This window comes from Corynebacterium sp. Z-1 (assembly GCF_031844665.1).
GTDB lineage: Bacteria > Actinomycetota > Actinomycetes > Mycobacteriales > Mycobacteriaceae > Corynebacterium > Corynebacterium sanguinis.
This window is the reverse complement of record NZ_CP134621.1, coordinates 1,010,334-1,030,426: the sequence shown is the minus strand read 5'-3', so window position 1 is coordinate 1,030,426 and position 20,093 is coordinate 1,010,334. Positions and strand designations below refer to the sequence as shown.

The 20,093-nt window shown below is 66.5% G+C and carries 21 protein-coding genes; 8 read left to right on the top strand and 13 right to left on the bottom strand.

The annotated features are described in order from the left end of the window. Nucleotides 1-69: 69 nt before the first annotated feature. The 7 genes from RIU96_RS05060 to RIU96_RS05030 form a co-directional block, all read right to left on the bottom strand. On the bottom strand, nucleotides 70-675 hold the full coding sequence (locus tag RIU96_RS05060) for a ComF family protein (protein WP_311205160.1): 606 nt from the start codon (nucleotides 673-675) through the stop codon (nucleotides 70-72). 7 nt (nucleotides 676-682) lie between these two features. Continuing rightward, on the bottom strand, nucleotides 683-2,395 hold the full coding sequence (locus tag RIU96_RS05055) for an LpqB family beta-propeller domain-containing protein (protein ID WP_311205159.1): 1,713 nt from the start codon (nucleotides 2,393-2,395) through the stop codon (nucleotides 683-685). Nucleotides 2,396-2,398: 3 nt separating this feature from the next. Next, nucleotides 2,399-3,946: an MtrAB system histidine kinase MtrB gene (gene mtrB / locus RIU96_RS05050; protein ID WP_136652957.1), complete on the bottom strand. Its 1,548-nt coding sequence runs from the start codon at nucleotides 3,944-3,946 to the stop codon at nucleotides 2,399-2,401. A gap of 29 nt (nucleotides 3,947-3,975) precedes the next feature. Continuing rightward, nucleotides 3,976-4,659: an MtrAB system response regulator MtrA gene (mtrA, locus tag RIU96_RS05045; protein WP_136652958.1), complete on the bottom strand. Its 684-nt coding sequence runs from the start codon at nucleotides 4,657-4,659 to the stop codon at nucleotides 3,976-3,978. Between the two features lie 9 nt (nucleotides 4,660-4,668). After that, nucleotides 4,669-5,274 carry a dTMP kinase gene (locus RIU96_RS05040; RefSeq protein ID WP_259789940.1) on the bottom strand — a complete coding sequence of 202 codons (606 nt, stop codon included), beginning with the start codon at nucleotides 5,272-5,274 and terminating at the stop codon, nucleotides 4,669-4,671. A 5-nt stretch (nucleotides 5,275-5,279) separates the two neighbouring features. Continuing rightward, nucleotides 5,280-6,755 carry an adenosylhomocysteinase gene (gene ahcY / locus RIU96_RS05035; protein ID WP_311205158.1) on the bottom strand — a complete coding sequence of 492 codons (1,476 nt, stop codon included), beginning with the start codon at nucleotides 6,753-6,755 and terminating at the stop codon, nucleotides 5,280-5,282. A 124-nt stretch (nucleotides 6,756-6,879) separates the two neighbouring features. After that, a complete protein-coding gene (locus tag RIU96_RS05030; RefSeq protein ID WP_136652961.1) occupies nucleotides 6,880-7,239 on the bottom strand; it encodes a DUF4259 domain-containing protein in 360 nt (119 codons plus the stop codon). A 215-nt stretch (nucleotides 7,240-7,454) separates the two neighbouring features. Between RIU96_RS05030 and RIU96_RS05025 the strand changes: the two genes are divergently transcribed. Then, entirely contained in the window at nucleotides 7,455-8,156 is a 702-nt protein-coding gene (locus RIU96_RS05025) for a hypothetical protein (RefSeq protein ID WP_144690331.1), read from the top strand. A 7-nt stretch (nucleotides 8,157-8,163) separates the two neighbouring features. Here RIU96_RS05025 and RIU96_RS05020 read toward each other — a convergent pair whose 3' ends face one another. Genes RIU96_RS05020 through RIU96_RS05010 form a run of 3 tightly spaced genes read right to left on the bottom strand, consistent with a single transcriptional unit; the run spans nucleotide 8,164 to nucleotide 11,025 of the window. Next, nucleotides 8,164-9,135: a hypothetical protein gene (locus tag RIU96_RS05020; protein WP_136652963.1), complete on the bottom strand. Its 972-nt coding sequence runs from the start codon at nucleotides 9,133-9,135 to the stop codon at nucleotides 8,164-8,166. 20 nt (nucleotides 9,136-9,155) lie between these two features. Continuing rightward, nucleotides 9,156-10,529 (bottom strand): phosphomannomutase/phosphoglucomutase, encoded by a 1,374-nt coding sequence (locus RIU96_RS05015; RefSeq protein ID WP_144317329.1) that lies wholly within the window; start codon nucleotides 10,527-10,529, stop codon nucleotides 9,156-9,158. A gap of 10 nt (nucleotides 10,530-10,539) precedes the next feature. Continuing rightward, entirely contained in the window at nucleotides 10,540-11,025 is a 486-nt protein-coding gene (locus RIU96_RS05010) for a DUF3499 domain-containing protein (protein ID WP_136652989.1), read from the bottom strand. A gap of 95 nt (nucleotides 11,026-11,120) precedes the next feature. Here RIU96_RS05010 and RIU96_RS05005 point away from each other — a divergent pair, with 95 nt between their 5' ends. Continuing rightward, the gene (locus RIU96_RS05005; protein WP_311205157.1) at nucleotides 11,121-11,618 is read left to right on the top strand and encodes a metallopeptidase family protein; all 498 of its coding nucleotides are present in this window, start codon (nucleotides 11,121-11,123) and stop codon (nucleotides 11,616-11,618) included. On the opposite strand, the gene RIU96_RS05000 is transcribed toward RIU96_RS05005, so the two are convergent. The 3 genes from RIU96_RS05000 to RIU96_RS04990 form a co-directional block, all read right to left on the bottom strand. Continuing rightward, nucleotides 11,619-11,918, bottom strand: coding sequence for a WhiB family transcriptional regulator (locus RIU96_RS05000; protein ID WP_040422218.1), 300 nt, complete (start codon nucleotides 11,916-11,918; stop codon nucleotides 11,619-11,621). A 247-nt stretch (nucleotides 11,919-12,165) separates the two neighbouring features. Continuing rightward, nucleotides 12,166-13,245: a mannose-1-phosphate guanylyltransferase gene (locus RIU96_RS04995; protein WP_144822832.1), complete on the bottom strand. Its 1,080-nt coding sequence runs from the start codon at nucleotides 13,243-13,245 to the stop codon at nucleotides 12,166-12,168. 7 nt (nucleotides 13,246-13,252) lie between these two features. Continuing rightward, nucleotides 13,253-14,134 (bottom strand): glycosyltransferase family 2 protein, encoded by an 882-nt coding sequence (locus RIU96_RS04990; RefSeq protein WP_259812897.1) that lies wholly within the window; start codon nucleotides 14,132-14,134, stop codon nucleotides 13,253-13,255. A gap of 148 nt (nucleotides 14,135-14,282) precedes the next feature. Between RIU96_RS04990 and RIU96_RS04985 the strand changes: the two genes are divergently transcribed. From RIU96_RS04985 to RIU96_RS04960, 6 genes are all read left to right on the top strand, one after another. Then, nucleotides 14,283-15,809: an LCP family protein gene (locus RIU96_RS04985; RefSeq protein ID WP_311205179.1), complete on the top strand. Its 1,527-nt coding sequence runs from the start codon at nucleotides 14,283-14,285 to the stop codon at nucleotides 15,807-15,809. A 17-nt stretch (nucleotides 15,810-15,826) separates the two neighbouring features. Continuing rightward, nucleotides 15,827-16,501: a TIGR03089 family protein gene (locus tag RIU96_RS04980; RefSeq protein ID WP_144822828.1), complete on the top strand. Its 675-nt coding sequence runs from the start codon at nucleotides 15,827-15,829 to the stop codon at nucleotides 16,499-16,501. 128 nt (nucleotides 16,502-16,629) lie between these two features. After that, the gene (locus RIU96_RS04975; RefSeq protein WP_136652969.1) at nucleotides 16,630-17,916 is read left to right on the top strand and encodes an ABC transporter substrate-binding protein; all 1,287 of its coding nucleotides are present in this window, start codon (nucleotides 16,630-16,632) and stop codon (nucleotides 17,914-17,916) included. 115 nt (nucleotides 17,917-18,031) lie between these two features. Continuing rightward, entirely contained in the window at nucleotides 18,032-19,063 is a 1,032-nt protein-coding gene (locus RIU96_RS04970) for a carbohydrate ABC transporter permease (protein ID WP_144317333.1), read from the top strand. A 3-nt stretch (nucleotides 19,064-19,066) separates the two neighbouring features. Then, nucleotides 19,067-19,888, top strand: a complete 822-nt coding sequence (locus RIU96_RS04965; protein WP_136652971.1) for a carbohydrate ABC transporter permease — start codon at nucleotides 19,067-19,069, stop codon at nucleotides 19,886-19,888. Then, the gene (locus tag RIU96_RS04960) at nucleotides 19,888-20,088 is read left to right on the top strand and encodes a hypothetical protein (RefSeq protein WP_136652972.1); all 201 of its coding nucleotides are present in this window, start codon (nucleotides 19,888-19,890) and stop codon (nucleotides 20,086-20,088) included. Before RIU96_RS04965 ends, RIU96_RS04960 begins: the two co-directional genes overlap by 1 nt. The last annotated feature ends 5 nt before the right edge of the window (nucleotides 20,089-20,093 follow it).

The following is a 20,093-nucleotide window of genomic DNA, read 5'->3' as shown; positions in this document are numbered from 1 at the left end:
GGTGGTATATCCACTATACAAGCGGGCCGCGGCCGCCCGTGAGCAAACGTGCCACCAACTCCGCGGCACTCACGCCCCGCACAGCGCCACGCAAGCACGCACGTCGGCTCCGCGGGCAAGCAGCGTTGCGACGCTCGCATGCAGCGTCGAGCCGGTCGTCACCACGTCATCGACCACGATGACCACACCCGCCGGCACCGCCGCGCACCGCACCTGCCCCGCCAGGTTCGCCCGCCGCTGCGCGGCGGAGAGCTCCGACTGATCCCGCGCGGCCCGCGCCAGGCTCAGCACCGCGGCCGTCGGCCTGCCACTGGCTCGGCACAGAGCCTCCACCGGGTCGCCGCCGCGAGCACGCGCCGCCGCCCGGCGCGTCGGGGCGGGCACCAGCACCGCGCCCTCCGGGATCTCACCGCGGGCCTCGAGGTGCGTCAGTGCGGCGTCGAGAAGCATGCCCGCGTGCCTGCGAACAGCGAGGTTGGCGCGCTTCTTCATTGACAGCACAATGCCGCGGTGCGCGCCCGCGTACGGGCCGAGCACGAACACGGGCGCGAGCGTATCGACGCCCGTACTCACGCGGTACGGCAGCGCAGCGAGCGCGTGTTGGCACTTTTCGCACAGAACCTGGCCCGCCGCCGCGCACCCCGCGCAGCGCCGCGGCAGGACCAGCTCAAACATTTCCGGCCTACCGGGCCACAATCGGAACGGATCGCACACCCTGCAACCCAGGCACCTCGCGCCAGTTCGGGACGTCTGTCGCACCCGACGGCAGCTGCAGCACCGCGTTCGCGTCTGTGGCGTAGATCATGTCCGCCCCCGCCGCGACAGCCACGACCGGCGCGGTGATATTTCCAATCGGCTTGCCCGTTGTACCCGAACCGTCCTGCTCCACGCGCACCACCGGCGAGCCCGGGTTACTGGTACCCGCGATGATCGACCCGTCAGGCTGCCAGTCCGCCGAAATCACGCTGCCCGCCAAATCCGGCGCGTACTCCAGAACGTTAATCACGCGGCGCTCGCCGTCGCCGTACTGCTCAACAATGCCGGTATACAGCGTGCCCTCGATCACCATGACCGCGCGAACCCCCGTGTTGGACAGCCGCAGCACCGAAATACTTCCGTCGACGCCCTGCGGCAGCTCGACAACCACCTCCGCCGTGGAGTACTCCCCCGACGGGGCCCGCACGGCGCGCTGCACCTGGCGGCCATTCATGACCGTCCAGATCCCGGAGCCTGAGCTCTCAAACGTCGGTCGCGTGAAGTTATCGCCCCTTAAAATCTCGCGCGCACCCTGCTCAAACGCTCCCGCGCGGAACACCTGGTCCCCCTCAGCACCGGTGATGATTGCGTAGTCACCAGCCGCGGTGACGTCAGCGGCGACGATATTGCCCTGCTCAGCAACCCTGCCATCCATCGGCTGTGCCGTCTCCTCGGCCACCTCGAACAGGCGTCCACCCGCCAGGGTGTAAAGCCGCTCTTCCTCCACCGTCGCCGCCGGGCTGACGTTGGGGAAGTCCTCGCGTGAGAAGCTTTCCGTTCCCGGCAGCAGAGGATCACCGTCGGCGTAGATCGCAATCGGCCCGCTCACACCGGCACCGGCCAAGGTCCACACCAGCTGGGCCGCGAAGCGCAGGCGCTCCTGCTCCCCCAACCCGCTTAGACCCGTGAACGTGTACGCACCGTCTTCCACCCCGGTGTAGGCGGCCTCGGCAGGAAGATCGAACTTGAACGCCGTGCGTACCCGCTCCGAGGGCCCGCGAAGCAGAAGCGTAATCAGCGTGGTTTCCAAGGTGTCACGCTCGGCGAACACCCAGCGACGATCCGGCACGAGTTGAGTGCCGTCGCGGTTGAAGAAGTACAGGTTAAACGGCTGGTAGCGGTTGCGCATTTCCGTGCGCTCGATCACAGCACCGGCCGGCAGGGACGAGATCCGCCACTGGCCGTCGACGCGCTGGACCTCCATCGTCGCCTCGTAACCCTGGCGCGCGGGGATAAAAGAGCCGCCCGGTCGCAACTCCCCGATGACGTTGCCCTGCACGTTGAAGCTCTGGGTGTCACCTCCACTAGCCAGGGTGTTCACGCTGATCCGGTCCACGACGATCGTCGAGGCGCTGGGGTCCCAGGCCTGGCGCGCCGCGTCCGTGAGAAAGCTCTTCGCACCCTCGTAGTTGCCCGCCGGCACCGCGGAGGCCGCGAAGAAATCCCGCAGCAGTACGTCAGGGTCACTGTCAGGCGCAGGCGTGATATCGGGGTTGACCTGTGTCGGGGCGTCAAAGCTGCGAATCACCTGCGGCGCCGAATCCGTCGGCAGCGAGGCGCAGGACGTAACCAGCGCGCCCGCGGTCAGCGCCGCGAGCGCCGAAACAACACGGCTGGGCCGCGCGCGGAAACTACGCATCACTTAGGCTCCTTTCGCCGTTCGCGCCGTGGGCGCTTTCAGGTCAACCGGGGCGGTGACAAACCCCGTGCGCGGGTCTCGCGGAAGGACAAGGCGGAACTGCGATCCAACGTTGACGGTACCCGCCGCGTCAAGGGTTCCCTTGTGCAGCAGGGCGTCTTCTCGCGCAATCGCCAGGCCCAGGCCGGTGCCTCCCGAGTGGCGCTTGCGCGACTTGTCCGCGCGCCAGAAGCGGTTAAACACAAGATCTTCCTCCCCGGGCTTGAGTCCGATGCCCTCGTCGGTCACCGTGATCGCGACCGCCTCGTCGTTCTGCGTTAGCTCCACCGTCACGGGGTTGCCCTCGGAGTGGTCCACGGCGTTCGCGATGAGGTTGCGGATCACGCGCTCGATGCGCCGGGAGTCGCCCTCGATCTGCACCGGCTCGTCCGGGACGATGAAGTTCACCTCAACGTCGAGCTCGTCAGCCAGGTGTCGCGTGTGCTGCCACGCCGCTTCAATCGGAGCGCGGGCATCCATCTTCGCGGGCGAGAGGTCGGCCACGCCAGCGTCGTGACGCGAAATCTCGAGCAGGTCCCCCAGCAACTCCTCGAAGCGGTCGAGCTCACGCGTCATCAGCTCGGAGGCGCGCCTCGTGGTCGGCTCCAAGCTGTCCGGGTCGGCGGCGATCATGTCCGCAGCCATACGCACAGTGGTCAGCGGCGTGCGCAGCTCATGCGACACGTCGGAGGTGAACTGCCGCTGCAGGTCACCGTACTCCTCCAGCTGGGTGATCTGGCGCGACAGTTTATCCGCCATGTCGTTAAACGACAGCGCCAAGACCGCCATCTCGTCCTCGCCGTCGACGGGCATGCGCTCGCGCAAATGCCCCGCCGCGAAGCGCTCCGCCGTGCGCGACGCGGAACGCACGGGGGCCACGATCTGCTGTGAGGCGAGCCACGCGATGCCGACGAGCAGGACCACGACGACCAGGATGGCCGAGACCAACAGGCCGCGCATCAGCGCGAGGGTCGACGCCTCGGCCTCCATGCTCATCACCAAATACACCTGCAGGCCCGGGATATCCGAGCTGGTCGGGGTGCCCACGATCAGGGCCTTGTAACTTGAGCCGTCGGAACGCAGCGCCTCGTGGAACTGGTAGGCGACGTTGCCTTCAGAAACGAACTGGCGCAGCCGCTCCGGCACCTCATAGCCCTCCGGCGAGGTGGTCAGCGAGCCATCGGCGTTTTCTAACAGCAGCACCGGCTCGTAGACGGCGGCAGCCTCCGAATCCTGCTGCGACCTCTGCCCCAGCACGGCGCGCGCGGAGTTGAAGCGCGTCTGGGTTGACCCCGTCGACCCTGAACCGTCAATCTGCTCCTCGGCCACCACCCGGGCGCGCTCGATTTCCGTCGTCGCCAGGCCCACCTTCGCGGTGGTCACCCTCTGGGCCACCACCGAGGCCAACGCAAAGCCCAGGACCAGCATGACCGCGGTGGACACGATCAGCACCGTGCCCACGAACCTGACCTGCAGGGACGTGCGCCATGCCTCGGCGACGTGCTCCCGCACCCGCCGAACGGAGTTAGTGTTCAGAAGTCTTACACCCCCGGCTTGCCCGTCTTATACCCGACGCCGCGCACGGTCAAAACGATCTCCGGGTTCTCCGGATCGTGCTCAATCTTCGAACGCAGGCGCTGGACGTGGACGTTGACAAGGCGGGTGTCAGAGGCGTTGCGGTAGCCCCAGACGGATTCCAGCAGCTCCTCACGGGCATGGACCTGGTTGGGCTTGCGCGCCATCTCCAGGAGCAGATCAAACTCGAGTGGGGTCAGGGCGATCTCGGCGCCGTCGCGCGTGACCATGTGCTGCGGCACGTCGATGGTGAGGTCGCCGATGGTAAGCACCTCGGCGGGCTCCTCCTCGGTGCGGCGCAGACGAGCCCGGATACGCGCGATGAGTTCCTTCGGCTTAAACGGCTTGGTGATGTAATCGTCAGCACCCGATTCCAGGCCCAGCACCACATCGACGGTGTCGGTTTTCGCCGTGAGCATCACGATCGGCACCGCGGAGACCTTGCGGATCTCGCGGCAGATGTCCACGCCATTCATCCCCGGCAGCATCAAATCCAAAAGAACGATGTCGGGGTCGTAGTCGTTAAAGGCCGGAACCGCCGCCGCGCCGTCGGTCACCGACTGCGTCTCAAAGCCTTCCGACTCGAGCACGATAGTCAGCATCTCGTTGATGGCTGGGTCATCATCGACGACCAAAATCCTGTGGGGCACGACGACTCCTTAACGTAGGTTCTCTACCGCTTGCATAATAGTCGCAGCGTCGGACGCCTTGACCCACCGACCCGCCCAGCCGGTATCCGCCAGTCGCTCATACGCGGCGAACGTGTCATGCTGCAAAGATACGTCGCGCTCGTAGCGGTCGCGCACCCGCGCGGCGTCGCTTTCCTCACGGCGGCGCGCGCGCTGCCCCGCCTCCGCGGGGTCGGTGTCCACCAGCACCTGCAGGTCGGGCTGGGGCAGACCGAGGCGCTCGAACTCGAGCTCAAAGACCCACCTGGCGGCGGCATCGTCGCCGGTGCGCGCTGCCGTGTACGCGGCGTTCGAGGCGACGTAGCGGTCTAGGATGATGATTTTGTCCGGGGCGTTCGTGAAGGCGTCGAGAAGCGGCTTGGCTCCCGCCCGATCCAGCGCGAACAAGGTAGCCATCCCGTGCGCCGAGTCCACGAGATCGCCCATCCGGCCGTGCAACGCCTCCCGCGCGAGCTGCGCGTGGATGGACTCCGCGTAGCGCGGAAACGCCAGAGTCTCCGCGCCGAGCCCGTCTTTGATGGCGTTAACCAGCGTATTTTTGCCGGCGCCGTCGATTCCCTCTACCGCGATGATCATGGCGCCTAGTAGCGGTAGTGCTCCGGCTTGAACGGGCCGGCGACATCGACGCCGATGTACTCCGCCTGCTCCTTGGTCAACTCCGTGAGCGTGCCGCCGAGGGCCTCGACATGGATGCGGGCGACCTTCTCGTCGAGGTTCTTCGGCAGGCGGTAAACCTCGTTGTCGTACTGCGCGCCGTTGGTGAACAGCTCGATCTGGGCAATCGTCTGGTCAGCGAACGAGTTCGACATCACGAACGACGGGTGGCCAGTGGCGTTGCCCAGGTTGAGCAGGCGGCCCTCGGACAGCACGATGATCGAGTTGCCGGACGGCAGGTGGAACAGGTCCACCTGCGGCTTGATTGGGGTGCGGCTGACGTCGTCGCGGTGCAGCAGCGAGTGCATGTCAATCTCGTTGTCGAAGTGGCCGATGTTGCCCAGCACCGCGTGGTCCTTCATCTTCAGCATGTCGTCGAAGGTGATAATCCCCAGGTTGCCGGTGGCGGTGATCACGAGATCCGACTCCGCGATCGCCTCGTCGACGGTGACAACGCGGTAGCCGTCCATCAGCGCCTGCAGGGCGTTGATCGGGTCGATTTCGGTGACGGACACGATCGCGCCCTGGCCGTCGAGCGCCTCGGCAACGCCCTTGCCGACGTCGCCGTAGCCGCACACCAGCGCCTTCTTGCCCGCGATGAGCACGTCGGTGCCGCGGTTGATGCCGTCGATGACGGAGTGGCGGGTGCCGTAGCGGTTGTCGAACTTCGACTTGGTCACGGCGTCGTTGACGTTCATTGCCGGGAAGGGCAGAATGCCCTCCCTGGCGAAGTGGTAGAGACGATGCACGCCCGTGGTGGTCTCTTCTGTTACGCCCTTGACCGCGGCCGCCGTCGCCGTCCACACGCCGCTGTCGGCGGCGAGCGTTTCGCTCAGCATGGAGTAGAACGCGACCTGCTCGTCAGAGTCGCCGGGCTGGGAGTTGGGCACCGCACCGGCCTTCTCAAACTCCATGCCCTTGATCACGGCCATAGTGGCGTCGCCGCCGTCGTCAAGAATCATGTTCGGGTACACGCCCTCGCCCCAGTTGAAGATCTGGCGCACGCACCACCAGTACTCGTCGAGGGTCTCGCCCTTCCAGGCGAACACGGGCACGCCCTGCGGGTTGTCCGGGGTGCCGTCCTTGCCGACCACAATGGCCGCGGCGGCCGCGTCCTCGGTGGAGAAGATGTTGCAGGATGACCAACGGACCTCGGCGCCGAGCGCGACGAGCGTCTCAATGAGCACGGCGGTCTGCGTGGTCATGTGGATCGACCCGGAGATGCGCGCGCCCGCCAAGGGCTGCTCTTCGGCGTACTCGCGGCGCAGCTGCATCAGGCCCGGCATCTCGTACTCGGCGAGCTCGATCTGCTTGCGTCCGGCCTCGTAGAGGCTGATATCGGCAATCTTGTAATCCGCCGTGAGGTCGGTCCCGTGGTCGGCTGCGCCGCTCGCGTCGTTCATTTCTTGTCGTTACTCCCAGTTATAAAGAGGGCTTGAAACTTGTGGCCCATGGATTGTTCGCTCCCACCATAGTCGCCCAGCCCCCTCGCACCGGCTTCGCGGCCGCGCTGAATGAGGCGGCTAGTTAGGAGAGGGCTTCGACGAAGGGGTCGACGTCTTGGTCGTCCTCGGTCTCCGCGGCCTCGAGGACGGACACCGCCGCCTCCGCGAGCTTCTCGTCGATCTCGGCCGAGGCGGAGCGGATAAACGGGTAGCTATCGACGATCTCGCCCGCACTGAATGGAGCTCCGGACCAGATCGCTGCGATCGTCGCGGCGGCAAGACCGTTGGCGATTTCTTCCTCTGTCGCCGAGTCCGCGTTAGCCGCTAGTAGCACCGCATCTCGGACGGACTCGGCAACGTCGTCGGGGTCGAGCTCGGAAAGCTCATCGAGGAAGTCGACGTTTTCTTCCCGCGAGAAGATGTCCTTGTCCCAGGCGCTCATTGCTGTTGGTCTCCTGTCTGTGGTGCGGAGGGTGAGGTGGGGTGCGCCACCGGTGTTCACTGTCATTGCTATCCCCTTAGTACGCCATCTGTCTAGTACGCACCACCGGAACGTCGGTGTGGTGGCTTCACAAATGGCCTCCGACGTGCTATAAAATCAAAGTCGGAATCAAACCGTTACCAAGCTGTAACTAATCTCAGGGAAAGGGGCACGCCATGAACGACTCAAAACGCATCGTTTCTGTCTTCATGGCGGTCGGCCTTGCCCTCGCCATCGGGGTCGGCGTGGCTGTGTGGAAGATGTCCTCTCCCACCTCCTCTGCGGATCCCGCCTACCAGGCCGATGCGGCTGAACCCTCCACCACCGAGCGGACGAGCCAGCCCGTAATGCGCGGAGCCACGTCGCCGGAGTCGACAGCGCCCACGGAGGGCGAGGCCGCCGAGAACACGCAGAGCCCTGAGGCCGCCGGCAATACAGAGCGCGATCCGCTGCTCCCGCCGAACGCCGTGGTTAACCCGGCTCCACGCGCGGCCACCCCAACGCGCGTCTACCGCCCCTCCAACGTCGTTCCCACCTCTGTTGCCGCGCCGCAGGGCGACGCGCTGGGTACCGATCTTGCACCGGCAGGTCCCACCGGGCAGGCTGTGGAGCCCGTCCCGACTGCCCCGGCTGAGGCCGCACCGGAGACTCCGGCCCCGGCTGCGCCGCCGAGCACACCCGCAACCGCTCCGACGGACGCAACTGTGCCCGCGTCACCGGGCGTTAATTCCACCGATGTGCAGAACCCGGCGGAGAGTGCCCCGGCCGAGCAGCTCGCTGCTCCCCAGCAGCTGCCGGACCCGGTCGAGCAGGCCCTCCCGCCGACCTCCACCGACCCGAAGACGTGGTGGGACCGCCTCCAGCAGGTTTTCCAATAAGCCGGATTTAAGCTGGCTCGTCCATTGCGGTGGCGGCGAGCGCGCGGACGATCAGCCGCGCAACCGTCGATTCTTCGCCTACCGACGACGGCTCGCACCACTGCGCAGTGGCGTCGGCGAGCGCGACGTCGGCCTGATTCCACACCACTACCTTGAGCGCCACATGGTGTTGCTCCCCGTCGATGAACGGATCGTGGAAGATGTCGCGGGCGGGTTGTTCCACCGCCCGGTCAAGCTCGCGGTGCTCCACAAACCCCGACGCCATCGAGCGCGCCGACCAGACCTGCGCCGCGACTGAGGCCACCGCGGCCCCGCAGCGCTCGAAGCCGGTGTGGATGACCCGTGCCCCGGAAGCGAACGCACGCAGCTGCCGCGCGGCGTTGACCGCCTCATCGCGCTGGGGGCTTAAGCCCACGAGCTCCTCATCAACGTCCTCGGCCATCGCCTGCAGCTGGGTGGAAATCAGCTCCGCTGGCTGCTCGAGCGCGTCGAGGACCGCGGTAAACACACCGAATGCGCGCAGCGGCGAGGTGCCCGCTGACGTGGGCAGCGCGGGGATGATGAGGGTGGCGTCGGGGGCGTCGTCGAGAAGCGGGCCGCGCGCGGGACCAGCCAGAACGGTCTCGGCGCCTCGGGCCGACGCGGTGATCAGCGCGCGCGAGACCCCGTCATCCTCGGCGGCGTCGCCCACGATAACAACGACGTCGAGCGGCCCGACGTAGCTGGGCAGCACGGGCGTCACTACCACCGGCAGCCGCAGGGGCGCGCGCAGCTCCACCACGGCCTGGGCCGCGGCGCGCGAGATCTGGTCGGTCGCGATCACCACGACGCTTCGCGGGTCAACGGCGCGCAGCGAATCCAACCGCTGCGCCGCCTCGGCCACCGCCCGAAGTTGGGCGCCTTCGTGCGCGACGTCGAAAAACAGCACGGTTTCGCGGTCGTAGCGGCCCGAACCGTCGTAGTATTGCTGGTCGTCCATGGGCCCAGCCTACGTGGCGGCTACGCCCGGATGATGCCGAGGACTTCCTCGACGATCGCGTCCACTTCAGCGCGCGTCGGGGCCTCAGCGTTGAGGCGCAGCAGCGGCTCGGTGTTGGAGGCGCGGACGTTGAACCACACCGGCGGGGTCTCGCTCAGCTCGACGGTGACGCCATCGAGCTTGTCGACGCCCACCGCACGCTCCGCAAATGCCTCGACAACGCGCTCGGTCGCAGCGTCCTGGTCGTCGACCTCGGAGTTGATCTCGCCAGAGGCGGCGTAGCGGTCGTACTCGCCCATCAGCTCGCTCAGAGGCAGGTCCTGCTCGGCGAGCGCGGCGAGCACGTGGAGGGCGGCGAGCAGGCCCGAGTCGGCGTTGAAGAACTCGGCGAAGTAGTAGTGGGCGGAGTGCTCTCCGCCGAACAGTGCGCCCGTTTCGGCCATGTGCGCCTTGATGTAGGAGTGGCCCACGCGCGTGCGCACGGCCCTTCCGCCCTGTTCAGCGACGATTTCTGGCACCGCGCGCGAGGTAATCGCGTTGTGGATGATCGTCGCCCCCGGGTGCTCGGCGAGCGTGCGCGCCGCCACCAGTGCGGTGATCGCGGACGGCGACACGGGCTCACCCCGCTCGTCGACGACGAAGCAGCGGTCCGCGTCCCCGTCAAACGCGAGCCCGATGTCGGCGCGCTGCTCCACCACGAGCTTCTGTAGGTCCTCGAGGTTCTTCGCGTCCAGCGGGTTGGCCTCGTGGTTGGGGAAGGTGCCGTCGAGCTCAAAGTAGAGCGGGCGCACGTCAACCCCGTCTAAAACGGCGGGCACGGTCAGACCGGCCATCCCGTTCGCGGCGTCGACGGCGACGACGAGCGGGCGCCGCGACGGCACGGGCACCAGCTCGCGCAGGAAGGCCGCGTAGTCGCTGAGCACATCTCGCTTCTCGACGCCCCCCGCAACGCCCTCGTACGCCGGCACGCCGTCGAGGATGAGCTGTGAGATCGCAGCAAGCCCGGTGTCGGTGCTGACGGGTTTTGCCCCGGCGCGGCACAGCTTGACGCCGTTGTACTGGGCCGGGTTGTGGGAGGCGGTGAACATGGCGCCGGCGCACTCGAGGCTGCCCGAGGCGAAGTACAGCTCGTCGGTCGAGGTCAGGCCGAGCTCGACAACGTCGAGGCCCTGGGATGCCGCACCACGCGCAAACACTTCGGCCAGCGCCGGGGAGGAGGGGCGCATGTCGTAGCCCACGGCGATGCGGGTCTCCCCCTCGCCGCGCAGGATGTGCGCGAACGCCGCGCCCGCGTCAGAGACGAACTGCTCGTCGATTGTTTCGCCGACGACACCGCGGATGTCGTACGCCTTGATGACCTTCGTGATCGACTCTTGCGTGTGCGTGATTGCCATGGCGGCAATCCTAGTTGTTGCGCTCGACATTCTCCTGGGATGGGTCTGGGACGACCCGGAGGTGGGAGCGTCGCGCGGCCTTGGCGGCGTTGAGCTGCCCCTCGACGCGCTTGGTGCGGTGCACCGGGTGGTTCGAGGTGCCGGGGTCGCCGAAGTCGTGGTTGGCCGCGTACTCGATCGGGTCCTGGCTGGTGTCGACGAGCCCGGTGGTCACCCGCCCGGCTTCGCGCACCGCCTCCGCCAGCGCGGTGAGGTCGGCTTCCTCCATGCTCTCGAGCTCGTCGTCGTCGATCTCGACGTGCTCGACTCGCACCATGTCCCAGCCGACGGGCGCGGAGATGTTGGAAGAGTGGCGTTCGCACAGGTCCCAGGAGTGGGGTTCGGCCACGGGAGCGAGCGGGCCGACGACGGCGGTGGAATCCGCGTACGCGTAGATGAGCGTGGCCACGGCAGGCCTGCCGCAGCCGGGACGGCAGCAACGACGGAAGGTGTTCACGTGGGCCAAGTCTAAACCTCTCCTTGAGATCTGGCGGGTGACACGCGGCGTGGTAGGCCGCGACGGCGCCTACTGAAGTCCTATCATAAGGCGCTATGAGCCCCGCCGAATCCCCGCAGTACCGCCGGCACGCCCGGCTTGCGCACCTGCGGCCCGCCCACGACCGCAGGGGGCGCGGGCCGCGCGGGCCGCTCCTTCCCGTCGCGGTCCCGCGGTACAGGACTCGCTCGATGGCCTTCGACCAGCTGGTGTTAGAGGCGTACGCCCCGCTGCACAACGCTTACCTCGATCAGCTCGCAGGGGTTGATCTCGCGGTGGACACCATCCCACGGATGCGCCTGCGGCCGGACTCGGTAATGCCCGACGACATCGTCGCAGACGGGCCGGTGCCGTTGGGACGCATCCTGGGCGCGGGCGTGGACAGAAACGGCAACCCGACTCGGGCGCGGATCATCGTTTTCCGGATGCCGGTGGAGCGCCGAGCGAAAACGGTGGTTGAGCGCTCGGAGATGCTGACGTGGATTCTCACGGCGCTGGTGGCGAACCACCTCAATATGGACCCGCGGGATCTTGACCCCGAATTTGGCTGGTAGTTAGCCGATCTGTTTCTTCAGGCGGCGGCGCTCGCGGTCGGACAGGCCGCCCCAGATTCCGAAGCGCTCATCGTGCTCGAGCGCGTACTCGAGGCACTCGTCGCGGACGGCGCAGGCCTGGCAGATGCGCTTGGCTTCGCGGGTCGAGCCGCCCTTTTCCGGGAAGAATGCCTCGGGGTCGGTTTGGGCGCAGAGGGCCTGATCCTGCCACTCCTGTTCGACGGTGCCGAAGAGCTCATCGAGGGTCATCCCGCCCGCAGCTGCGCCACGGAGAATGGCGTTGTCAGCCATATTGTCCACGCCGTCCCCTTCCTCCGTTGTGGGTTGCTTACATGCCTGTGATTACTACAGCGATTACACACCGATTAGGCAAAGCCCCGCAACACGTTTTGTATGCAAACGGGGTCGAACACGGTAAAAACCGCGCCAATAATCACATTCGTCACATCAGTAACACTGGACCGAGCCTGGGGGTAAATTGCGGGGGTGCTACATGTTGTGGCGGTTGTGGCCTAGGGCACCTAATTGCCCCTGTATCGGCGTGTCGCTACGCGTCGGGCGAAAATCGGATCCCCGAGTCGGGAATAACCACGCCGGGCCACACGCGCATCCCAGCCTGGAGCTCGCAGCGGGCCCCGATCTGGGCGCCCTCGCCCACGACGCAGTCGATGATCCTCGCGTTGGCGCCAATGCGCGCCCCGGCCGCGATGATGGACCCGCGCACCATGGCGCCAGGCTCGATGGTCACGCCATCGAAAATCACGCTGTCGTCGACACGGCAGCCCGCGCCGATGTCGCAGCCGCGCCCCACGGCCGTACCGCCCATGAGGATCACCCCGCCGGCGATACCGGCGCTCTCGTCCACAAACGCCTCACCCGTGCGCCCTTCAAGCAGCGGCGAGTAGGCGATCCCGCGCACCACGTCAGAGGAGCCCTGCACAAAGTCGTCGGGGCGACCCATGTCGCGCCAGTACGAGGTGTCGACGTAGCCGACGATCTTCGCCCCGTCCGACAGCAGGCCCGGGAACGTCTCGCGCTCCACGGACACGACGCGCCCCGCCGGGATCTCGTTGATCACGGAGCGCTTGAACACGTAGCAGCCCGCGTTGATCTGATCGGTTGGCGGGTCGGGGGTTTTCTCCAGGAACTCGAGGACGTTGCCATCGTCGTCCGTCGGCACGCAGCCAAAGGCGCGCGGGTCGGGCACGCGGACGAGATGCAGGGTCACGTCCGCGTCCTTGTCGGTGTGCGTGGCCAGGATCTCGCTCAGGTCGGCGCCGGAAAGGACGTCGCCGTTGAACACCATTGCGTTGTCGTAGCGCAGCTTGTCGGCCACGTTGCGGATCGCTCCGCCGGTGCCCAGCGCCTCCTCCTCGACGACGTACTCGATCTCGAGGCCCCAGTCGGAGCCGTCGCCGAAGTACGCCTCGAACACCTCGGCCTTAAACGAAGTGCCGAGCACGACGTGGTTCATCCCCGCGACGCGGATCCGGGCGAGCAGGTGGCTGAGGAAAGGGAAGCCGGCGGTGGGGAGCATGGGTTTGGGAGTCGACACCGTCAGCGGGCGAAGCCTGGTGCCGCGCCCCCCAACGAGGATGACCGCGTCGGTGCGCGCTGGATCTGTCATGATCTTTCTAGGAGCCTTTCGTCTGCTGAAGGATGCCGCGGGTCCGCAGGCCGAGCCAGAGCGCCCAGCGAATGGGTCCCTGCCACCAGGCGGGGTGCCTGTCCGCTTGGAAACGGTACGCGGATTTGTGGTGTGCTGGCACGGTAACTCGTGTATGCTTGCCCGCCACGTGCCCCTGATCATGCATGATCACCGACGATGGGCAGTACAGATTCTCCCAGCCAACGCGGCTAAGGCGGTCGCCGAAGTCGACGTCTTCGAGGTACATGAAGTAGCGCTCGTCGAACCCCCCGATGTCGGCGAAGGCCTCCCAACGCACGAGCAGGCAGGAGCCGGAAAGCCACCCGGCGGTGCGCTCGGTGTCCATGTCGTTGTTCGCCCTGTAGGCGCGGGTGAACGGGTTGTTGGGCCAGGCGTCGACAAGCAACGCGTGCCCAATGCCGGTGAGAAGGCCGGGGACCTCGCGCGCACTGGGGTAGACGGACCCGTCTGCCTCCTCGATGCGCGGCCCAGCGGCTCCCGCGCGCGGCCTCGCCGCCAGCCGGGCGAGCAGCTCGTCGACCGAGCCGGGTTTAAAGCGCACGTCGGGGTTGGTGATCAGCAGGTAGTCGGGGTCAATCTCGCCCGCTTGTCGACGCCCACCCAAACGCCTCACCGCAGCATTGATCGCCGCGCCGTAACCGATGTTGCCCCCGGTGAAGAACACGTCAACGTCGTTGCGGCCGGCCGCGAGCTCCTCTGGCGAGCCATCCGTCGAGCCGTTGTCGGCGCAGACCAGAAGCGTCGGGCGCGCAGTAGCGCTGCGCAACGTGTCGTCGAGGCTACGCAGGTGGCGCCCGGGCGAGTAGGTCACCGTAATAACGGCTAGCGGCTTAGCAGGTGTGTTCACAATGCCCCACAGCGTAGTCAGAAGCGCGCCTCAAGGCAGGTTGCGGCACACGGGGTTGTCGGGTGCATGTCGTATACTTCCGTTCGTGACCGAGAATCCCCAACGCAACTCACGGCGTGTCCGCGACATCCAGGCGGCCCCCTCGCGGATGAGGGACTTAAGCCAGTCCGGCCACCCCGCGATCAAGGGTGTTCTCGCTTTCCTCTCGGCGCTCATCCTGGTCATCTCTGGCGCCGGTTACTTTTCCGTGGGCCGCCTCGGCGGGTCGCTCAGCGCCTCCGAGCTGCAGCTCGACCGCGGTAGAAACGTCGACGTGCTCGATGGCGCCGTGGATATCCTCCTGGTCGGCTCCGACTCCCGCACGGATGCCCAGGGCAACCCGCTGAGCGAGGAGGAGCTCGCGCGCCTAAACGCCGGTGTCGCGGAGGGAGAGATTAATACAGACACGATCATGGTGATCCGCATTCCCGAGGACGGTTCCAGCGCCACGGCCGTGTCGATTCCCCGCGATACCTACATCCACAACGATGAGTTCGGGAACATGAAGATCAACGGCGTCTACGCGGCGCACGCGGGCCGCAAGCGCGAGGAGCTGCTGAACGCGGGCGTAAGCGAGGGCGCCTCGCTGGAGCAGCAGGTTGCGCGTGCCGGCCAGGAGGGCCTGATCGAGGCTGTCGCGGACCTCACCGGCGTCGAGGTCGACCACTTCGCCCAGGTCGGGCTTTTAGGCTTCGCACTGCTTACCGACGCCGTCGGCGGCGTGGACGTCTGCCTCAACGCACCCGTCGACGAGCCTTTGTCCGGAGCGAACTTCCCCGCCGGTGAGCAAACCCTCGACGGCGCCCAGGCACTGTCGTTCGTGCGCCAGCGCCACGACCTGCCGCGCGGCGACCTCGACCGGATCGTGCGCCAGCAGGTGTACATGGCCTCGCTGGCGCAGAAGATGCTCTCCGCAGGCACCCTGACAAACCCGGCCAAGCTGCGCGAGCTCGCCACCGCGGCCGAGCGCTCCGTCACCCTCGACGAGGGGTGGGACGTGGTGCGCTTCGCCCAGCAGATGTCGGGCCTGACCGCCGGCGACATCACCTTTGCGACCATCCCCGTGACCTCCGTCGACGGTGTCGGCGATTACGGCGAATCGATCGTCACCGTCGACGTCCCGCAGGTGCAGCGCTTCATGGACGAGGTCGTCGCTCCCCCCGCCTCGCCCGAGGCGCCCGCTCCGGACTCGCCGACGTCGCCTTTGTCTGGGTACAACGTCTTCGCCCTGAACGCCGGGCAGATCGAGGGACAGGCCGGCGGCGTGGCGGGCTGGCTCAAGGAGCAGGGCGTGACCATCGCGGATGTTTCCAACGCGATGCCGGGGGTGTACTCGAGCTCCCAGATCGTGGCGCTCGACCCGCAGGACCCGGCCGCGCTGGCGCTCGCGGAGATGCTGGGCGGGCTTCCGGTGACCTCGAACGAGGGGCTGGAGCCTTCCAGCCTCATCGTCGTGGTGGCGGACGACTACGCGGGGCCGTCGTCAAGCAGCACCTCGATTGGCACCTCGGAGACCGATTCCTCGGGCGCTGCCGACCCGACCGAGTCGGTGGGAACACCGGGCGAGGACTTCGGCGCCGCAGAGGTCGCCCCGCAGATCGACGCCGGCGGCGACGGTCCGCGCTGCGTGAACTAAACCTATGATGGGCGGCCATGAGCATTATGGCACCGCTTGTCGCCTCCCAGCCCTCGAGCCCGCGTCTGACCGTCTACGACGAGACCGCGGGCACACGCATGGATTTCTCCGCGCTGACCTTGGATAACTGGGCCGCCAAGATCGCGAACATGCTCGACGAGGAGTTCGAGCTGGCCCCCGACGCGGCCGTGGTCATCGACCTGCCCGTCTCATGGCAGGCGGCGGTCATCGCGCTGGGCACCTTCAATTCCTCGCGCACTCCGCTTTTCAACGCCCCCTTAAACGCCCTAAACGCAGCCCCCGACGTGGTGTTCACCCACGCGGAGCGCGCAGGTGAGTGGGCCCAGGTGCCGGAAGTAGTCGTCGTCTCCACCGACCCGTTCGGCCGCGGGGTGGTGGAATCGGGCGGGCAGCTGCCCCCGGCAACGGTGGATTTCGGCCCCACCGTGCGCTTCTACGGCGACGTGTACTACGGCGACTCGCCGCAGCTGCAGCGCTGGGCCGAGGCGGGCTACGTGCCGGAGCGCTACATGGTGGATCCGTGGCGCACGACCGCTGACTTTGAAAAGTTGGTGCTTGCGCCGCTGGCCGCCGACGGGTCCGTCGTGGTGGCGGCGGGGTTGGCCTCGGCAGAGCGGCTGCGTGAGATCGCGGAAACGGAAAACGTGACCCAATTCTTAACAGCAGGTTAAGATTGCTGCGTAACCGTCCGTTTTCAGGTTCTTTTACCCCCATATTAGGGTTAGTTGAAGATTCTAACCAGTTCGTACACATCAACTAACTACGGTAAGAGCACCCCTTAATCAGAAAGGTTCACCAGATGAAGATGTCGCTACGTAAGTCTGGCGCGCTGCTGTGCGCTGCCGCCCTCGGTTCCGCAACACTCGTCGCTTGCTCCTCCGAGAGCTCCGACTCCGCCTCCGAACCCGCCACCAACTCGGCCACCAACGCCGCTACCGCCACGGCGGGCGCGGAGGGTGAAGGCCGCGGCCCGATCACCTTTGCCATGGGCCGCAACGACACCGACAAGATCGTCCCGATCATCGAGAAGTGGAACGCTGAGCACCCCGACGAGCAGGTCACGCTTAACGAGCTCGCCGGCGAGGCCGACGACCAGCGCGACACCCTGGTGCAGTCCCTTCAGGCTGGCAACTCCGACTACGACGTCATGGCGCTCGACGTCGTGTGGACCGCGGACTTCGCCGCCAACCAGTGGCTCGAGCCGCTCGAGGGCGACTACGAGGTGGACACCTCCGGGCTGCTCGACGCTACCGTCGAGTCCGCCACGTACAACGGCAAGCTCTACGCCCTGCCGCAGAACACCAACGGCCAGCTTCTGTTCCGCAACACCGAGCTCGTCGCCGACGCTCCTGACACCTTCGACGACATCCGCTCCGCCTGCGAGGCCGTTGAAGGCGCTGACTGCCTGACCACGCAGCTCAAGCAGTACGAGGGCCTGACCGTGAACACCCTGGGCTTCATCAACGGCTGGGGCGGCGAGGTTCTCGACGACCAGGGCCAGCCCACCGTTGAGTCCGCCGAGGCGAAGGAAGGCCTGCAGGCGCTTGTCGACGCTTACGCCGACGGCACCATCTCCTCCGCGTCGACCGCGGCAACCGAGGAGGAGACCAACCTGGCGTTCACCGAGGGTGAGACCGCGTTCGCCATCAACTGGCCGTACATGTACTCCAACGCCGAGGAGAAGGGCCTGCAATTCGAGGTCCAGCCGCTCGTCGGCAAGGACGGCGTGGGCGTGTCCACCCTCGGTGGCTACAACAACGGCATCAACGTCAACTCCGAGAACAAGGCCACCGCGAAGGACTTCATCGAGTTCATCATCAACGAGGAGAACCAGCTCTCCTTTGCTGAGGCGTCCTTCCCGCCGGTTCTCGCGTCGATCTACGACGACCAGGCGCTCATCGAGGAGCACCCGTACCTGCCGGCTCTAAAGGAGTCGCTGGAGAACGCGAAGCCGCGCCCGGTTTCCCCGTTCTACCCGGCCATCTCCAAGGCGATCCAGGACAACGCCTACGCTGCGCTGACCGCTGGTAAGAGCGTCGACGACGCGACCCGCGACATGGCCGCCGCGATCCGCCAGGCCTCCTAACAGTCAGACCCACCATTTCGGGGCTGCCATATAAGCGCACGACGCCCGCACCTGTGAGACTCTAGTTCCACAGATGCGGGCGTTTCGTCCGTGATTGATTCGCAAGAAGGTGCACATGACCACAGCTGTGAAAGCAACAACGAGGTCTCGCCCGCGGCGCGATACGGGTAAGGCGGCCTTGCTCGTCGCCCCAGCGCTAGCGGTTTTGGCCGTTGTGATCGGCTACCCGATCATCCGCGCGATTTTCCTGTCCTTCCAGGGAAACCGCCGCCTCGACCCCGCCACCGGCGTGTTCACCGAGGGCGGCTTCGCGGGCCTGGAGAACTACCTGTACTGGATTACCAACCGCTGCATGTCGCCCTCCGGCGTCGTCGGCGTGTGCCCGCCGGGCGTGCTCGCCACCGACTTCTGGCCGGCGGTGCGCATCACCTTGTTCTTCACGGTGGTCACCGTGCTTCTTGAGACGATTCTGGGCATGATCATGGCGCTGATCATGAACACCCCGTCGCGCGGGCGTGCGCTGATCCGCGCCGCGGTGCTGATCCCCTGGGCGATCCCTACGGCGGTGACGGCGAAGCTGTGGCAGTTCATGTTCGCCCCCTCCGGCATTGTGAACTCGCTGCTTGGCACGTCGATCGCCTGGACGACGGACCCCTGGGCTGCACGCACGGCCGTGATCATCGCCGACGTGTGGAAAACCGCGCCGTTTATGGCCCTGCTCATCCTCGCCGGCCTGCAGATGATCCCGCGCGAGGTCTACGAGGCCGCGCGTGTCGACGGCGCCACGAAGTGGCAGCAGTTCACCCGCATTACCCTGCCGCTGGTGCGCCCGGCGCTGATGGTGGCCGTGCTATTTCGCACCCTCGACGCGCTGCGCATGTACGACCTGCCGGTGATCATGATCTCCGGCTCGTCGAACTCCCCCACGGCAACGATTTCCCAGCTCGTCGTCGAGGACATGCGCCAGGGCAACTTCAACTCCGCCTCCGCCCTGTCCACGCTGATCTTCCTGCTCATCTTCGCCGTGGCGTTTGTCATGATCCGCTTCCTCGGCGCCGACGTCGGGCGCGTGGAGCGCACCAAAAGGAAGAGGCGGCGTTGGGTTGGGCGTCGACAAGCGCGCGGCACGAAAGCTCAGGAGGTCTAAGCGATGAAAAAGATTTGGCACTACGTAGGCGTCATCTTCATCATGTTCTGGGGCCTGGCCCCGTTCTACTGGATGCTCATCACCGCGCTGCGCGACAGCGCGCACACCTTCGACACCACCCCGTGGCCCACGCACGTCACCCTGCAGAACTTCTACGACGCGCTGGCCACCGACAAGGGCAACGACTTCCTCGGCGCGATCGGCAACTCGCTGGTCATCTCGCTGTCGACCACCGCGATCGCCGTGGCTGTCGGCGTGTTCACGGCCTATGCGATTGCGCGACTCGACTTCCCGGGCAAGGGCATCGTCACCGGTGTCATCCTCGCGGCCTCGATGTTCCCGGGCATCGCGCTGGTCACCCCGCTGTTCCAGCTCTTCGGCGACCTCGGCTGGATTGGCACGTACCGCGCGATGATCATCCCGAACATCTCGTTCGCGCTGCCGTTGACGATTTACACGCTGATCTCGTTTTTCCAGCAGCTTCCGTGGGAGCTCGAGCAGGCAGCGCGTGTCGACGGCGCCACTCGCGGCCAGGCGTTCCGGCTGGTGCTTTTGCCGCTGGCGGCGCCGGCGATTTTCACCACCGCGATCCTGGCGTTCATCACGACCTGGAACGAGTTCATGCTGGCCCGCCAGCTCTCCACCACGGCGACGGAGCCGGTGACGGTGGCCATCGCGCGCTTCTCCGGGCCGAGCGCGTTCGAGTACCCGTACGCGTCGATCATGGCGGCTGGCTCGCTCGTCACCGTGCCGCTGATCATCATGGTGCTGATCTTCCAGCGCCGCATCGTCTCCGGCCTGACCGCCGGCGGGGTGAAGGGTTAGTGCGCCGCGACCTGATCTTCCAGACCTGCATCGGGTTTGTCGGGTTCTTCGCGTTGTTGGCGCTGGTCCAGGCGGTGCTCAACCTGTTTCGCCCCTCCCCCGCCGTCTGGCCGGGGCTGCTCGCGGGGGCCTTGTGCTTAGCGACGTTCCTCCTCGTGCGCCGGTGGCTGCGCTGGCGGCGGTCGCACGCTTCCCCGTAAACCCG

Coding starts and splice junctions, on each gene's coding strand:
- RIU96_RS05060 (WP_311205160.1), bottom strand. CDS start 675: ATGTTTGAGCTGGTCCTGCCGCGGCGCTGCGCGGGGTGCGCGGCGGCG.
- RIU96_RS05055 (WP_311205159.1), bottom strand. CDS start 2,395: ATGCGTAGTTTCCGCGCGCGGCCCAGCCGTGTTGTTTCGGCGCTCGCG.
- RIU96_RS05040 (WP_259789940.1), bottom strand. CDS start 5,274: ATGATCATCGCGGTAGAGGGAATCGACGGCGCCGGCAAAAATACGCTG.
- ahcY (WP_311205158.1), bottom strand. CDS start 6,755: ATGAACGACGCGAGCGGCGCAGCCGACCACGGGACCGACCTCACGGCG.
- RIU96_RS05030 (WP_136652961.1), bottom strand. CDS start 7,239: ATGAGCGCCTGGGACAAGGACATCTTCTCGCGGGAAGAAAACGTCGAC.
- RIU96_RS05025 (WP_144690331.1), top strand. CDS start 7,455: ATGAACGACTCAAAACGCATCGTTTCTGTCTTCATGGCGGTCGGCCTT.
- RIU96_RS05020 (WP_136652963.1), bottom strand. CDS start 9,135: ATGGACGACCAGCAATACTACGACGGTTCGGGCCGCTACGACCGCGAA.
- RIU96_RS05015 (WP_144317329.1), bottom strand. CDS start 10,529: ATGGCAATCACGCACACGCAAGAGTCGATCACGAAGGTCATCAAGGCG.
- RIU96_RS05005 (WP_311205157.1), top strand. CDS start 11,121: ATGAGCCCCGCCGAATCCCCGCAGTACCGCCGGCACGCCCGGCTTGCG.
- RIU96_RS04995 (WP_144822832.1), bottom strand. CDS start 13,245: ATGACAGATCCAGCGCGCACCGACGCGGTCATCCTCGTTGGGGGGCGC.
- RIU96_RS04985 (WP_311205179.1), top strand. CDS start 14,283: ATGAGGGACTTAAGCCAGTCCGGCCACCCCGCGATCAAGGGTGTTCTC.
- RIU96_RS04980 (WP_144822828.1), top strand. CDS start 15,827: ATGAGCATTATGGCACCGCTTGTCGCCTCCCAGCCCTCGAGCCCGCGT.
- RIU96_RS04975 (WP_136652969.1), top strand. CDS start 16,630: ATGAAGATGTCGCTACGTAAGTCTGGCGCGCTGCTGTGCGCTGCCGCC.
- RIU96_RS04970 (WP_144317333.1), top strand. CDS start 18,032: ATGACCACAGCTGTGAAAGCAACAACGAGGTCTCGCCCGCGGCGCGAT.
- RIU96_RS04965 (WP_136652971.1), top strand. CDS start 19,067: ATGAAAAAGATTTGGCACTACGTAGGCGTCATCTTCATCATGTTCTGG.